Origin of the sequence: Pseudomonas sp. 14P_5.3_Bac1, from assembly GCF_025466135.1 — a bacterium.
In the GTDB taxonomy this organism is placed as follows: Bacteria; Pseudomonadota; Gammaproteobacteria; order Pseudomonadales; family Pseudomonadaceae; genus Aquipseudomonas.
This window is the reverse complement of record NZ_JANLOF010000022.1, coordinates 1-12,680: the sequence shown is the minus strand read 5'-3', so window position 1 is coordinate 12,680 and position 12,680 is coordinate 1. Positions and strand designations below refer to the sequence as shown.

General features: G+C 55.9%; 15 protein-coding genes and 3 pseudogenes. 7 read left to right on the top strand and 11 right to left on the bottom strand.

Annotated features, from left to right (window positions below):
* Positions 1 to 46 precede the first annotated feature (46 nt).
* Positions 47 to 1,390, bottom strand: a complete 1,344-nt coding sequence (locus NTD89_RS05200; RefSeq protein ID WP_262206640.1) for an LPS O-antigen chain length determinant protein WzzB — start codon at positions 1,388 to 1,390, stop codon at positions 47 to 49.
* A gap of 371 nt (positions 1,391 to 1,761) precedes the next feature.
* Between NTD89_RS05200 and NTD89_RS05195 the strand changes: the two genes are divergently transcribed.
* Complete coding sequence (locus NTD89_RS05195; RefSeq protein ID WP_242197011.1) at positions 1,762 to 2,148, top strand: TIGR03067 domain-containing protein; 387 nt, start codon at positions 1,762 to 1,764, stop codon at positions 2,146 to 2,148.
* 137 nt (positions 2,149 to 2,285) lie between these two features.
* Here NTD89_RS05195 and NTD89_RS05190 read toward each other — a convergent pair whose 3' ends face one another.
* Entirely contained in the window at positions 2,286 to 3,098 is an 813-nt protein-coding gene (locus tag NTD89_RS05190; RefSeq protein WP_262206639.1) for a class I SAM-dependent methyltransferase, read from the bottom strand.
* A gap of 155 nt (positions 3,099 to 3,253) precedes the next feature.
* Here NTD89_RS05190 and NTD89_RS05185 point away from each other — a divergent pair, with 155 nt between their 5' ends.
* The 4 genes from NTD89_RS05185 to NTD89_RS05170 all read left to right on the top strand — a co-directional run bounded on the left by NTD89_RS05185 (position 3,254) and on the right by NTD89_RS05170 (position 5,901).
* Positions 3,254 to 4,492: an MFS transporter gene (locus NTD89_RS05185; protein WP_262206720.1), complete on the top strand. Its 1,239-nt coding sequence runs from the start codon at positions 3,254 to 3,256 to the stop codon at positions 4,490 to 4,492.
* A gap of 444 nt (positions 4,493 to 4,936) precedes the next feature.
* Positions 4,937 to 5,113: a DUF3606 domain-containing protein gene (locus tag NTD89_RS05180; RefSeq protein WP_214246959.1), complete on the top strand. Its 177-nt coding sequence runs from the start codon at positions 4,937 to 4,939 to the stop codon at positions 5,111 to 5,113.
* 118 nt (positions 5,114 to 5,231) lie between these two features.
* Positions 5,232 to 5,441: a hypothetical protein gene (locus NTD89_RS05175; RefSeq protein WP_106578055.1), complete on the top strand. Its 210-nt coding sequence runs from the start codon at positions 5,232 to 5,234 to the stop codon at positions 5,439 to 5,441.
* A gap of 79 nt (positions 5,442 to 5,520) precedes the next feature.
* Positions 5,521 to 5,901 carry a hypothetical protein gene (locus NTD89_RS05170; RefSeq protein WP_262206638.1) on the top strand — a complete coding sequence of 127 codons (381 nt, stop codon included), beginning with the start codon at positions 5,521 to 5,523 and terminating at the stop codon, positions 5,899 to 5,901.
* Here NTD89_RS05170 and NTD89_RS05165 read toward each other — a convergent pair.
* Positions 5,882 to 6,109, bottom strand: a complete 228-nt coding sequence (locus NTD89_RS05165) for a hypothetical protein (protein WP_262206637.1) — start codon at positions 6,107 to 6,109, stop codon at positions 5,882 to 5,884. The genes NTD89_RS05170 and NTD89_RS05165 overlap by 20 nt on opposite strands.
* A gap of 36 nt (positions 6,110 to 6,145) precedes the next feature.
* A complete protein-coding gene (locus NTD89_RS05160; protein ID WP_262206636.1) occupies positions 6,146 to 6,355 on the bottom strand; it encodes a hypothetical protein in 210 nt (69 codons plus the stop codon).
* An 83-nt stretch (positions 6,356 to 6,438) separates the two neighbouring features.
* Between NTD89_RS05160 and NTD89_RS05155 the strand changes: the two are divergent.
* Positions 6,439 to 6,751: pseudogene (locus NTD89_RS05155) on the top strand (SOS response-associated peptidase family protein); the annotation flags it as partial.
* Here NTD89_RS05155 and NTD89_RS05150 read toward each other — a convergent pair.
* The 4 genes and pseudogenes from NTD89_RS05150 to NTD89_RS05135 form a co-directional block, all read right to left on the bottom strand.
* A pseudogene (locus NTD89_RS05150) lies at positions 6,749 to 6,862 on the bottom strand (MFS transporter); the annotation flags it as partial. The pseudogenes NTD89_RS05155 and NTD89_RS05150 sit on opposite strands and share 3 nt — an antisense overlap.
* Before the next feature lie 374 nt (positions 6,863 to 7,236).
* The gene (locus tag NTD89_RS05145; protein WP_262206635.1) at positions 7,237 to 7,482 is read right to left on the bottom strand and encodes a hypothetical protein; all 246 of its coding nucleotides are present in this window, start codon (positions 7,480 to 7,482) and stop codon (positions 7,237 to 7,239) included.
* Complete coding sequence (locus tag NTD89_RS05140; protein ID WP_262206634.1) at positions 7,479 to 7,742, bottom strand: hypothetical protein; 264 nt, start codon at positions 7,740 to 7,742, stop codon at positions 7,479 to 7,481. The genes NTD89_RS05145 and NTD89_RS05140 overlap by 4 nt, the downstream gene beginning before the upstream one ends.
* A gap of 444 nt (positions 7,743 to 8,186) precedes the next feature.
* Positions 8,187 to 8,726 carry a hypothetical protein gene (locus tag NTD89_RS05135; protein WP_262206633.1) on the bottom strand — a complete coding sequence of 180 codons (540 nt, stop codon included), beginning with the start codon at positions 8,724 to 8,726 and terminating at the stop codon, positions 8,187 to 8,189.
* Between the two features lie 743 nt (positions 8,727 to 9,469).
* Between NTD89_RS05135 and NTD89_RS05130 the strand changes: the two genes are divergently transcribed.
* The gene (locus tag NTD89_RS05130) at positions 9,470 to 11,095 is read left to right on the top strand and encodes a methyl-accepting chemotaxis protein (RefSeq protein ID WP_119740695.1); all 1,626 of its coding nucleotides are present in this window, start codon (positions 9,470 to 9,472) and stop codon (positions 11,093 to 11,095) included.
* 33 nt (positions 11,096 to 11,128) lie between these two features.
* Here NTD89_RS05130 and NTD89_RS05125 read toward each other — a convergent pair whose 3' ends face one another.
* From NTD89_RS05125 to NTD89_RS05115, 3 genes and pseudogenes are all read right to left on the bottom strand, one after another.
* A complete protein-coding gene (locus NTD89_RS05125) occupies positions 11,129 to 11,644 on the bottom strand; it encodes a lysis protein (protein ID WP_262206632.1) in 516 nt (171 codons plus the stop codon).
* Positions 11,641 to 12,066 (bottom strand): structural protein, encoded by a 426-nt coding sequence (locus NTD89_RS05120; RefSeq protein WP_262206631.1) that lies wholly within the window; start codon positions 12,064 to 12,066, stop codon positions 11,641 to 11,643. Before NTD89_RS05120 ends, NTD89_RS05125 begins: the two co-directional genes overlap by 4 nt.
* Positions 12,067 to 12,452: 386 nt before the next feature.
* A pseudogene (locus tag NTD89_RS05115) lies at positions 12,453 to 12,680 on the bottom strand (tail fiber domain-containing protein); the annotation flags it as partial.

Genomic DNA, 12,680 nt, shown 5'->3' with positions numbered 1-12,680 from the left:
AAGCCAGCGTGGGCCAGCATTGACGCTGGCCCATTGACAGTCGCGCTTATGGCAGCGGCTGATCGTCCGTAGGCTCACGGCGTGGGCGGCGGTCGGTCTCTTGGGTCACGTACGGTTCAGCCTTGCGATGCGTCAGCACGAAGTGACGGATCAATGCAGCCAGCACGCCCAGGAACAGCCCGACGACCAGGCTCACCGCGACAATCAGCAGCTTTTTCGGCTTGATCGAGGTCAGCGGCTCCTGAGCACGACGGTCGATGGACACCAGCTTCAAGTTGCTCATGTCGATGTTGAGGCCTTTCAAGCGGGCGATTTCGGCCCGCAGCGGCTCAACGTCTTGCAGGAAGATGTCCTCATTCCCACGCTTTTGCAGGACTTCAACCTCACGGTTGGTTTCAAGCAATTGCAGCTCTTTGCCAATTTCCGCGATGCGGCTATTGGTGAAGTCATCGCTGGTGCGCTGTTGCAATGCGGTTCGCTCCGCTTCCAGAGCCTCGGTGCCGAGGAAATACAACGGAATCTTCTGGTTGCTGATCTCGGTGCGTACCACCTGGCTGGAACCGGCTCGTGTGGTGTCGGCCATGGACGATGGCGTCGTAGGCTTTTTGATGCCCATGGACTTGGCAATCGAGATCGCCTCGGCCAGTTCCGCCAAGCGGTCGGTGCGCTCCATTTTCATCTGCAGGCGCAGCCCGCTGAGTTCATCCTGCAAGCGGGCGCGCTTGACCCGGTCAGCTTCAAGCAGCGTGGCGATCTTCGATTCCTTCTCGGTATCGTAGTTGGCGCGGGCCGCATCAATCTTGCCTCTGAGCTCAGTCAAACGGTTATTGACGATGACCTTGAGGTCGGCGCCGACCTGCTCACGCTCCGCTGCAACGGCGTAGTCGACAAACCCGTTGAGGATCGCAACGCCGTCTACGTCCGCTGGGTATTGCATCTCCAGACGCACAGAACTGCTCAACGAATCGGATTTCTTCGGGTCTGGCAGGATCAGGTTGATCGAGTTGCGGTTGAAGTCTTCAAAGCTCTGCTCAAGGCTTCGCCCTGGTTTCTGAAAGGCTTTGAACAGTTCTTCGTGGCTTTTGAAAAAACCCAGGCGAGCCCCATAGGAGTCCAGCTGGGCGCCGACCTTGTCCAGCGCATCGGCGGGTGGCAGCTTATAGACTTCGGAACGATTCAACGCATCCAATTCATTGATGGCCGCCGGGCGCAGCACACTGCTGACTTCATATGTCTTGGGAGCAAGCAGTGCGTAACCCGTCCCCAGTATCCCCGCCAGAATCGTACAACCCACTATCAGTTTTTTTTGCCGCCAGATGGCTTGGAACAATTCAAACAGATCAATTTCATCTGACGTTGCAGGTGAATTGAGCGGAGAAGTTCGATTCAAGATAAGAACACCTTAAAATGACATTAAAAAGCCACTACCCTATTCGAACTCAAGCACAGGCTCTAATGACGGGGAGACCAGAGACAACGCCCTGGCACAGTGACCAACTGCAGTCAGACCACACGCTAATGCGAAAAATCCGATGCAATTAGAGATTGTTTCTATTTCATGTCGATGACGACGCAGGGCGGTCGTGAATGTATGCCCGAGAATGTCTAAGCGTAGTCAATAGTTGAGTAAATCTCCGCCAGCTCCCAGATAAAGCCCTTTTCGGTACATTTTGGTCACCACGCAGTTACAATTCGCGCCGTCAAACGTTCGGCACTTAAGGTGCTCCCCCCTCAATCCAGCCCCTGCAACAAGGAATGTGCATGCACTCTTTCTCAGATCCGGACTATCAAACTCTTCAAGGCGCTTGGGAGCAGACCGCCCTCGAAGACAGTGGCGTGCTCAACCCTGCCGACGCGCATAGCGCGCCGGGAGCAATCACGACGATTGCCGGGGACACGTTCGAAGTGAAGACGACCGAGGGCGAGGTATTGCTTGCGGGCCGGTTTACGCTGGACAGCAGCACTTCGCCCAAAAGCATCACCTGGGTGGATGCCATCGGCGAAGATGCCGGCAAGCCACTGCCGGCCAGCTATCGCCTGGACGGTGATGATTTTGTGTTTATCGCCGCCGATGCGGGCATGCCAAGGCCAAGGGTATTCAGCACGGGACCAGGGCAAACCATGCGCACTTTTGTACGCAAAGGCTGATCGGCCGCCATCCGAACTTGCGACATGGTTTTCACACGGCCTTCACTTTCCGGCCTATAGGGCGAGGCCTACCTACTCCAGTGAATCACTTGGCCCGCCTCTCCTCGCGGGCTTTTTTTTGCGCGTGGGAAAACCGCTCAGGCGCAGCGCTTGGTGGCGGTCAAGGTGAAACACAGCGGCAATTGGGCCGGCTGATGGGCGTACTGCTCGTAGAGTTCTTCGCGGTTGCAGTGCGGGTATTCCTGCAGGTGCTCGATTTGCAGCTGCGCCGCAATTGCGCCACTCACCACGCTCCCCAGGGTATGCACGTACCAATAGGACGTCGGACCGGCAACCTCGCCCTGCCCTTCGTAGACAATCGACTGCTGCAGCACGAACGGATCGCGCTGAAAATATGAACTCACCGGCAGCAGTGGATTGGCAGCCCGCGGGTCAAACACCTCCAGAAACGGATGAGTTTCGTAGACCACCAGCGTGCCCCCGGGCTTGAGTGCACTCGCCACATGGCGCATGAACAGCGCCACATCGGGCATCCAGTTGAGTACGCCAATGGTCACCAGGGCGATGTCGAAACGCCCCAGCAGAGGTTCGGGCAGGTGATGGATATCGGCTTCAATGAACTCGGGGTCATGCGGCGACACCTCGGCCAATTCCCACGCCTGTTGCAGAAACGCCTGTGATTGGTCGACGCCCACCACACGGCGGGCACCCAGGCCGAACAGTGACAGGCTTTCACGCCCGTTGTTACAGCCCAACTGCACCACATCTTTGCCAGCAACGCCGACGTCTTGCAGCAACGCTGTGATCGTTGGATCCAGGCACGAAAAGTCCGCCCGGGCGACCGACTCCAGCAGCGTCTTCCAAGTGGCGGTGTCTTTGTGCAGCCTGGCGGAGGCGTCCCAGGCGTCCTTGTTACGAGCAATCGCCTGTTGGGCTGAGGGCATCTCCATTTGCGTCTCCAGATCGTCATGACAGCGGGCTTCGGAAAATAAGCCAATTGCCCATCAGATAAAACCCTTTCGGGCGACGAAACTTCTATTTGAGCCCGTAGGTCTTTAGCCCAATGAGTGTCCATCCCCTGAACACCCTTAGCGAAGACAGCGCCGTGGCCAATCACTCCGACCTGCGTAATACCCTGTCCCTGGACGGCCTGAATTTCTTTCTGGCCGATGTACGTGACGGGCTCGGGCCCTACCTGGCGATTTACTTGCTGGCAGTGCACAAATGGGAGCCCGCCAGCATCGGCGTGGTCATGACCCTGGCGGGTATCGCGGCCTTGATCACTCAGGGCCCGGCGGGCGCACTGATCGACCGCACGCGCAGCAAGCGCGCAGTGATCGCAGTGGCCGCCATCCTTGTCACCGTCAGTTGCCTGCTGCTGCCGTTTGTCAGCGCGTTCAGCTGGGTGGCATTGACTCAGGCGGCCAGTGCCGTAGCCGCCTCCGTATTCGCGCCGGCGATTTCGGCAATTTCCTTGGGGATTACCGGGCCGCGTGCCTTCACCCGCCGCACCGGGCGCAATGAAACCTTCAACCACGCCGGCAATGCCGTGGCGGCCCTGCTGGCGGGTGGCCTGGCTTATTGGTTCGGCCCGGTGGTGGTGTTTTACCTGATGGCCTTTATGGCCTTGGCCAGTGTCGTGGCGGTCAGTTGTGTCTCGGCGTCGGCGATTGACCACGAAGTCGCCCGGGGCTTTGATCCCGCGCACAGCAGCGATCATGAGCAACCCTCCGGCGTGAAGGTGCTGCTGAGCAATCGCCCGCTGCTGCTGTTCGCCATCTGCTGCGCGCTGTTTCACCTGGCGAACGCCGCGATGCTGCCGCTGGTCAGCCAGAAGCTCTCGCAGATCAACCTGCAAATGGCCACGCCGCTGACCTCGGCCTGCATCGTCGCCGCGCAGCTGGTGATGGTGCCGATGGCCTGGCTGGTGGGCATTAAAGCTGACGTGTGGGGGCGTAAACCGTTGTTGCTGGCCGGTTTCCTGATTTTGCCGCTGCGTGGCGTGCTGTATACGCTGTCCAGCGACCCGTATTGGCTGGTGGGCGTGCAGATGCTCGACGGCATCGGCGCAGGGATTTTCGGCGCGCTGTTCCCGGTGATCGTCAAGGACCTGACCCAGGGCACGGGTCGGTTCAACGTCAGCCTTGGCGCGCTGTCCACGGTGTTTGGCCTGGGCGCGGCACTGAGCAGCAGCCTGGCCGGTTTCGTGGTGCAACAGGCAGGCTACAACGCGGCCTTCCTGACGCTGGCGGGCGTTGCGGCCGCCGCCCTGGCTTTGTTATGGCTGGCAATGCCGGAGACATTGACGAAACCATCGCTCGCGCGCATTACAACTGTCGCCTGACATATGCGACAATGCGCGCCAAATTCCAACACACATCCAAAATTTTCTGCTCAGCGACCGGGTTTCGCGCCTTGATGTCGCTGTTGACGCATGCCTGAAGGCTCCTGCCGCCACGCTCGCAACCCATTGATAGGTAAAGTAATTGATCTCCACAGCTAACATCACCATGCAGTATAAAATGCAGCCTAGTGATTACTGCTGATCAGTGTTTACTGGGCGAAATCGTCATGAGTAATCAGCGATTACGCACCGAATCACACCCGCTGGTTCCACGATTGGTCCCAGCGGGGGGAATTTCAGCCCATGCCGAAAATGCATAATCCTTCCTCCAGCGTCCTGCCGAACGAAAACTCCTCCTCTTGTAATGTCAATCGAACTACCCATACTTCCCATGCTCTATCGGGAGTCGCCTGGGCCCTCCAGGCCAACATCAGGGAGTGGAATATGTCTGATGATCTGAAGAACCGTGGGTCTCAAGATCGTGCTCAGGTGAACACATCAGAAGCTTGGGAGCTAAAGCACTGGACGAAGGAGTTAGGCGTAACGGAGCAACAGCTCAAAGATGCAGTGAAAGCTGTAGGCCCGATGGTTACGGACGTTCGTAAAAAGCTCGGCAAGTAGAATCAGGCGCGCCCCGCGCTTGCGGGGTGTGTTCAATTTCTTTGCGACGTCTTGAGCCAACATTCAGCAGCGCACCGATGCCCCCCCTTTACGACGTTCGCCTCACGGAGAAACACTAATGCCAAATTCAGATTTGATCCCTTCCCTGCTCTCGAAACTCTATGAAAACCAACTCGCTCTTGAGGCTTCTATCTCGGAGCTATCGAACTGGGTGGAACAGCGCGGCTCCACCGAAGTGGCTGAGAATGTCCGCGGCGCCCTAGACACCCTCGATCACAACCAAGACTTCATAAAAATAACCTTAGCGGTCCTCCTGGCTCCGGATTGAACGCCTCTCGTCGCCTGAAATCGCGTCGTGCTTAGATCTCGATTACTGTATTAATATACAGCATTCGGATTTATTCACCATGCACACTATCGACGAAGACACCTCAGCGTGGCTCGGCTGCCCTACGCCCCTAGAAATGTACAAGCATCAGTGCGCCCTGCTCGAGGACGAGCTGAACGAAACCTTAAAGCGGTTAAGCGGCGCTCGCCGGAATATTGCTGGGCTGGTCCAGATGAGCGACGGACTTGCCACGCGTTTAGCTGAAGCACTGGCATGCCTTAACGTTGCGCGAATCGAAATCAGTGATCTAAGAGAGCGATGCTCAGAGCCGTCAATCCTCGGCATCAAGCTGGTAACCGAACAGCGCGACTATTTGCTGAGGGAAAATCAGCGTTTGCTGGCGGAACTGAGATCGCCTCAAGAGCGCACAGCTATGGACCCTACTTCGAAAGCGCTTTAAGGCGTTCTTCAGTGGCGGTGTCGAAGATGGCATAGAGGTGTTCAATGGTTTCGTCTGCCACCGCGCGCGCCGACTCCAAGCCCAATACGAACCCGTCGGCCCGAGCACCTTCTTTGTCCGCCACAATCAGTGAGCCCGCCCTTGCAATCTGTGCCAACAGCTTATCTGCGTCTCGTTCAATCCTAGCACTCAGAATTACACCATCCATATCAGATCCTTTGAGAAATACCTAGCATCAGGCGCGTCACCCCAGCTCGTCTGCATACGTGGCCTGCGCTTCCTCTACCAGCTCACGCCACTCGCCGCTGTCGATAAGGCCTTTCTCTTGCAGATCATCTGCGAGGGAGAGCCGCGCTTCATAGCGATCCTCTGGGGTGGCTGATATGAATTCAGGATCAGTGCGCAAGGCGAACCACGCCTTTATCGCGTTTATTTGCTTTATGTTAATCGTCATGACGAATACTCAAGGCCAGTGTCTACAGTGTAGAGATTGACCAGCGCCCAGCTGTTCAGCAGATCCGACAAGCGGAGAGCATCATGTACGGGAGACTTGCTCAGTACCGGGGGGGGGGGGAGGCATGACTTTGTGGCAGGGTTGAACATGCCTAATGCCTTGGTGAACTCTGTCGGTGATTTGCCCGTCGAGCGATACAACATAGCACCGACAACCCAGGTCGCCCTGCACCACCTGCAGGGCCATCTGCTGCACGCCGACATGGTGCGCTGGGGATGGCGGCCAAACTGGGCCAAGGAAAGGGCCGCACCGATCAATGCGCGCATCGAGAAAGTAGCCCATGGACGGTTCTTTCGTGCGATCTGTCCGCACCGGGCAATCACAGCCATTGATAGCGGCTGCGCTTGTCGCGATGGCCGACTGCACAGACGCTACCACCACGCCCCCGGCGCTTTCCGTCTGATCAGGGACAGCGCTGGCGGCCCAGTTCGACCACGCCACAGGCACCCTGAATGGATCGCCGAACGGATGGGACAATCAACCGGCAACATGCTCCTCTAGCATCATGGGGAATGGATTAACGAGGATGGGCCGGACGCGGTGGGCGTGCTACAGCTGGCGCTAAAGCTTCCGGCGACGCCAGTTTTACACTTGACGCCTTAAATCCCTATGACTGGCGCAAAGGACCACTGCAGTGCGGCTTGATCAGGTGCGCAATGGTTCTCGTATCGAGCGCATCGGCACAAGCCGCGCCCAGGTATCGCCCAGACGAATCGAAAGCGTCCGCTTACTATCTTTGCCGGCAGTGCTGCCAACCACCACCTCACGTATCACGTGTTCAATGACTAAAGCTTTAGCGTGTCGGGTTGAAGCCTCCTCGATCAAGCGGTCAGCTCCCGGCGCCGCGCCGCAGCTGCGTCCTCGACCGCAATAAACAGCGCCTCGATGGTCGCCGTGGTCAGCGCATGGGCTGCATCCACGCCTTCGACAAAACCTTTAGCGCGCGCCAGGGCCAGCTCCAGGGCGTGCAAATCCCCGGCACGCGCCTGGCGTGACAGGTGGTTTTGCATCTTGGTGCGCAGCCCAGCCGGTAGGCTTATCGCGTCCAACTGCTGGCTGACGTTCATCCCGCCACTCCATGCACTTCGGCTAATATTGTGGCCAATTCGAGCAACGGGTACTGAGCTTGAATCAGCTCGCAGCCTGCGCAGTGTCGCACCGGGTCATCAGCATTACTCGGCCATTGCGGGGCCAGGCAGTAGCGGCAGCGCACAGCCTCATGGCTCATGACCCAGTGGTCATTCCAGGCACCCAGCGCGAACTCAGCACGTAACGGCGGCGACTGCGAGCCGGCAGCTAATCCTTGAAAATTTACGTATTCACCCATGCGGATTCAAACCCCTTAAGAAGTCGGTGTTGGAAATCTCGGCCTTGCTCTGGAGATAGGACCTCAGCGGCCACCAGGCCGTCCAAAAAACCGATCAACTGGCTATACAGACTGGGCGGCGCCCGCTCAGTCAGGGACTGGATGCGGAACGCCTCTACGTGGTGACGCACTCTAAATAAGATGTACTCGGGGTCTGCCAGGGTCATGAGGTCGTTGAAAAATTGCTGGGCGTTATCGATGGCCAGTGGATGAGTGAGCGGCGCGTACATAATTATTGTTGCCTTTGTAGATGGACTGCACGTCGAAGCAGTTATGGCGGAACTGGTAACGCAGTCTAGGGCTGCCTGGCTGCCTGCGCCGATAAAAAACGTCCCCGTCAAGTCAAGAAGTGCAGCCCCTTTTTATAAGTGGATTATTGGTAACGCCTAACTGGGAGAATTCCATTCATGGAGAATTCTCCGACACAGCCCTCAGAATCTTTGCTAAATCCCGCAACGGATATTGCATGTTGCCAATTTCACAGCCATCGGAATGGACCATCGGAATTTGAGCATTGCTGGGCAATTGTGTGGCAAGACAGTAGCTGCAGCGCACGGCTTCGTCACTCATAAGCCATTTATCATTCCACAGTCCGAGTGCAAAATCGGCCGTCGTTGTGTCGGCCACTGCCGGCGGAAGATCTCGATTTAGGCTCATACTCCACCTCGCCATGCGCTGGACAGCGTTGCCATTCGTATTCGGGCAACCAAATTCTTCGGGGAAGACTTTGTTATCGTTCAGCCACGCAAAGACCTGGCCACATGCTCGGACGATCTCTGGATCAAGTCCCCACACATCGGCAACGGCGGAGCGAACATGTCTTCCGGCGTTCCACAAGGTGAACAGAAAACTGGCTACCGTACGGCCCTGCCTGGTGTCCTTCTGAGCGGTTAATAGCAGTCGCTCAAGTGCTTGTTGAGTTTCGGGATCGAAAGTAAGTGACACGGCGTAATTCCTTTTTACGTGATCGATGGACTTACGAAGAGCTACTGCGGGGGTAGCGGGTACCCTGCCTGAGGCCGACTTTCCATTCAGCTATCAAAGCTCTACCTTTAACATAGATGATTGCAGCGACTAACGCGATAGGCCTCAGCGATGCATAGAGCCCACGCCGCTTCGGCCTGTCCGCCAGAAGGTAGCACAGGTTAAATCGCTGATGGCCACACCATAAACACCGACTTGTAATGCCGCAGCGTGACTGGTGATAGTATCGGTGGCGTAGATTGTGTGGGCCAAAGCCGACGCCGAGGGGCGCCAACCGATGCTGCTGGCAATTGACGCATGCACTGATGGGCCCTGAAAGAATATGCACACTCGTTGACAGGTGAAGTGAATAATCTCCACAACTACCAATCCATGCAATAGAACTTGGATACCAGAGACTAAGGTTGACTAGTATTAGTGGGTCAAGGCTTCGTAAGCCCTCACCAATTTTCTGAAATAGCCCCCTGTACTACACTGGAACGCTCTACCGCACCGTCACTTGAGGCCCTCGCGGATTTCCCCCATTCACTTTTCGCAACCCATCTGCCCTAAAATTGGCGTTTTGAGAGCCCCTTAGACTCCAAGCACGCTCAACTGCAGACATAATGGGACCTTCGATAGAAATTTTTGATTGATCCGTCCGAGGTTAAGGCCGATAGATAAATAACTGGCAGCGTCGCTGGTTTTTTCCCTATGGAGTCACCATGAATCTACGTTCCATTAATATCGCTCCCAGATCCGCTCTCTGCTTCGGCCTTATCACTATGCTTGTAATTGCACTTGGAGCCTTTTCGTACATACAGCTCGGAAAATTGAGAGGAACAGAGCAGGACATTGAAAATAATTGGCTCGCAAGTATACAGACTGCTGACGATATACAGATTGCACTTTTGGGCGCGCGTTTAGAGAGCATTCGCTTACTAGCCACTTCGAGCCTAGAAGAAAAAGCGACAGCTTCAGAGCACCTCCAGGACGCGCAGAATACACTTAATAAGCAAACCGAATATTATCGAAACAATTTAATATCCGATGAAGACGAACGAGCGAAATTCAATGAAGCCGCTACGACGATGGAGAAATATATAGACGGGCTCAAAACCATACTCGAATTAGATGGCACGCAGCATGAGAAAGCAGTTCAATTTGCAAATACTGAACAGCGTGAGCGCGCCAACGACTACCAGACTAAGCTTACAGCATTGAGAGATCACAACGTCAAAGGAGCAGCTACAGCAGGGACTACAGCGACGGCTGTGTACTCACACAGCATTACAATCGTCGACTCGGTGATTGGTGCATCATTAGTTCTTACCATATTTCTCGCAATTGCACTTACCCGAAGTATAGTTCGCCCTATGAACTCCTCTGTAAAGATGGCAGAAGAGATCGCAGCAGGCGACCTTAGGCTTGCTCTTGAGGTAACCGGAAATGATGAGTCCGCAAGGTTAATGCGAGCGCTCAATACAATGCAAGGAACCTTGCGTGATACCATCAGCGAGATATCTGAGGCTGCCACGCAGCTTAGCACTGCCGCAGTTGAGATGAGCTCGATAACAGAAGGTGCAAGCTTTACCCTTCAGCAGCAAAATAGTGAAATCGAACAGGCTGCAACTGCGGTGACCGAGATGAGTGCCGCGGTTGATGAGGTTGCTCGCAACGCTATTTCCACATCAGAATCAGCTCGTGAATCCAACAAAGCTGCAGCGGCAGGAAACAATAAAGTTGGTGAAACACTCAAAGCAATGCGCAGCTTAACGGACAGGATTGAGATCACGTCCGAACAAGTACAACTGCTAGCTGGACAAACGCAAGAAATAAGTACAGTTTTAAGTGTAATTCGAGCAATCGCGGAGCAAACCAATCTCCTAGCGCTAAACGCCGCTATTGAAGCTGCTAGAGCAGGTGAACAAGGAAGAGGATTCGCAGTGGTTGCGGATGAAGTTAGAGCTCTTGCTCATCGAACCCAAACTGCAACTCAGGAAATCGAACAAATGATTTCAAGCATTCAGGCAGGTAGTGCGCAAGCTGTAGAATCGATGATTAGTAGCACCCATGAGGCGCATAGCACTAGGCAAACGGCTGATGAGGCTGGCCAGTCGCTCAAAGCTATCACATCAGCTGTTCAGCTGATCGATGATCGGAATCAGCAGATCGCGACCGCATCGGAAGAGCAGGCTCATGTAGCAAGAGAGGTAGATAGAGCCCTCATAAGCATTCGAGAACTCAGCGTTCAGAGTAGCGAAGGAACCCATCAGACCCTTCTAGCAAGTAACGAGCTTTCGAGACTTGCAATATCACTTAATCAGATGGTCGGTCGTTTCAGAATTTAAATACCAAACCTACCGTAAGCCCTGCCATTTAATTTAATCGGCTATCGCCCTGAGATATGCCTGACACGCGCGCAGGGCGATCAGTCCGTTATCCCCAGCGTCGGTGATGGCGATAATTCGTTGCGCATGCGCTGGGTCAAGTTGGGCTCGACGGGCTGCATGAACCACGCTGACGGCGCCGGCGGCGGCAGGCACGTTGCAGCCACTGGCTGGATCGTCGGCAAGGAGGACTGACAGCCGCACATCAGCAGTGGCAAGGCGGTCGCGCAAAAGAGCCTGGTTGCGTTGAGCATCGGATAGTTCTCGAGTGTGTTGTTGGTCCTGGGCCGCGAGTTCTTTTTCGATGGCCAGGCGCTTGTCCTGTTCGGCGCGGGCCTGGGCCGCTGCGGCATTGCTGATCGCGGCCAAATCATCCTTGTGCAGGCCAGCCTGCTCGGCAAGCTTCTCTCCCATTCGCCAGTCCTGCACCTGCCAGGTCACGCCCACGGCGCCGGCCATCAACACCAGGATCAGCAGCACCAGACTCGCCAGTTTCTGCACCGGCGTCATGCCAGCGCCCGCCGCACGCCTTCCGCCAGTACCGCATCCGGATAGGCAAACCCGGCATTTTCGTGGTGGATGATCGCCTTGACGAAGCCGGACATCACCACCGGCTGCGTTAGGTCAACCTCGGCGCCAAGGCGGGTGCCGGTGTTCGCCTCGACGGCACGCACGTAGGCTGCGGTGTCGTTCTCTACAGCCGGCGCCCAGCGACTGATGATCGCCTTTACCGTCTTCAAGCCATGCTTTCGCTGATAGGTCAGCAGCACCTTGCCCAGGGCGCGGATGCCATTCTCTGGCGTATCAAACCGAGCGAACCGCTTCTCAACCGAGGGATCGGGCTTTAGCTGGCCTTGCCACTGGTTGGCTGAGTTGTAGTCGATGTTGCCGGGGTTGCGGTTACGAACGCCGCGGGTTTCAGTGATCGGCATAACTTTTCTCCAGACGAAAAAAAGCCCGCGTCTTGTCGGGCGATACTCTTTCGATATACTCCGATTAATTATCGGAACGGACAGGGATGGATCCCATGAAATACGGAATACTTTTCTTAGCAGTCCTCACTCTGAGCGCCTGTGAAACTTATAGCGGCGGGCAGGATGGCCCTGACATTAAGGCTGGTCGACTTCAGGTCAGTTGCAATGCAACCCCGGCCGATCAGCCCGGATGCTACACCCCAGCCCCTTCCTGGTGGACCAAGCTCCCCGGTCATTTTTTCATTCGTGGTAACGGCTTTTAAAGTTTGAAGCGCTGAGCTTTCTCCAGGCGAAAAAAAACCGCTCAAGGCGGTATCGGTGTGCTTGTTTGTGGAGGGCTCTGCTTAAACCTGTGCAGCCTTCAACGCAGCGAGCTCTGCGCGCAATTCTTTGACGGCTCCCATCAAGTCCGTGATCAGCGCCATCGGTTCGAGTTGCTGAACGCGGGGTTGGCCATCTTCGCCAAGCCCATCTTTTTCGCCGGTAACGGCAAGCGGGTTGACCGCCTGTGCCTCGTGCGCGATCAGCCCTTGGTAAACGACGTCATCGCCTTTGAACACATCGCCAAAGTT

Excerpts from the sequence above, each read along its gene's own strand:
- NTD89_RS05160 (WP_262206636.1), bottom strand. The coding sequence starts at position 6,355 with ATGACGATTAACATAAAGCAAATAAACGCGATAAAGGCGTGGTTCGCC.
- NTD89_RS05165 (WP_262206637.1), bottom strand. The coding sequence starts at position 6,109 with ATGGATGGTGTAATTCTGAGTGCTAGGATTGAACGAGACGCAGATAAG.
- NTD89_RS05195 (WP_242197011.1), top strand. The coding sequence starts at position 1,762 with ATGCACTCTTTCTCAGATCCGGACTATCAAACTCTTCAAGGCGCTTGG.
- NTD89_RS05175 (WP_106578055.1), top strand. The coding sequence starts at position 5,232 with ATGCCAAATTCAGATTTGATCCCTTCCCTGCTCTCGAAACTCTATGAA.
- NTD89_RS05180 (WP_214246959.1), top strand. The coding sequence starts at position 4,937 with ATGTCTGATGATCTGAAGAACCGTGGGTCTCAAGATCGTGCTCAGGTG.
- NTD89_RS05130 (WP_119740695.1), top strand. The coding sequence starts at position 9,470 with ATGAATCTACGTTCCATTAATATCGCTCCCAGATCCGCTCTCTGCTTC.
- NTD89_RS05125 (WP_262206632.1), bottom strand. The coding sequence starts at position 11,644 with ATGACGCCGGTGCAGAAACTGGCGAGTCTGGTGCTGCTGATCCTGGTG.
- NTD89_RS05140 (WP_262206634.1), bottom strand. The coding sequence starts at position 7,742 with ATGGGTGAATACGTAAATTTTCAAGGATTAGCTGCCGGCTCGCAGTCG.
- NTD89_RS05145 (WP_262206635.1), bottom strand. The coding sequence starts at position 7,482 with ATGAACGTCAGCCAGCAGTTGGACGCGATAAGCCTACCGGCTGGGCTG.
- NTD89_RS05120 (WP_262206631.1), bottom strand. The coding sequence starts at position 12,066 with ATGCCGATCACTGAAACCCGCGGCGTTCGTAACCGCAACCCCGGCAAC.
- NTD89_RS05190 (WP_262206639.1), bottom strand. The coding sequence starts at position 3,098 with ATGGAGATGCCCTCAGCCCAACAGGCGATTGCTCGTAACAAGGACGCC.
- NTD89_RS05170 (WP_262206638.1), top strand. The coding sequence starts at position 5,521 with ATGCACACTATCGACGAAGACACCTCAGCGTGGCTCGGCTGCCCTACG.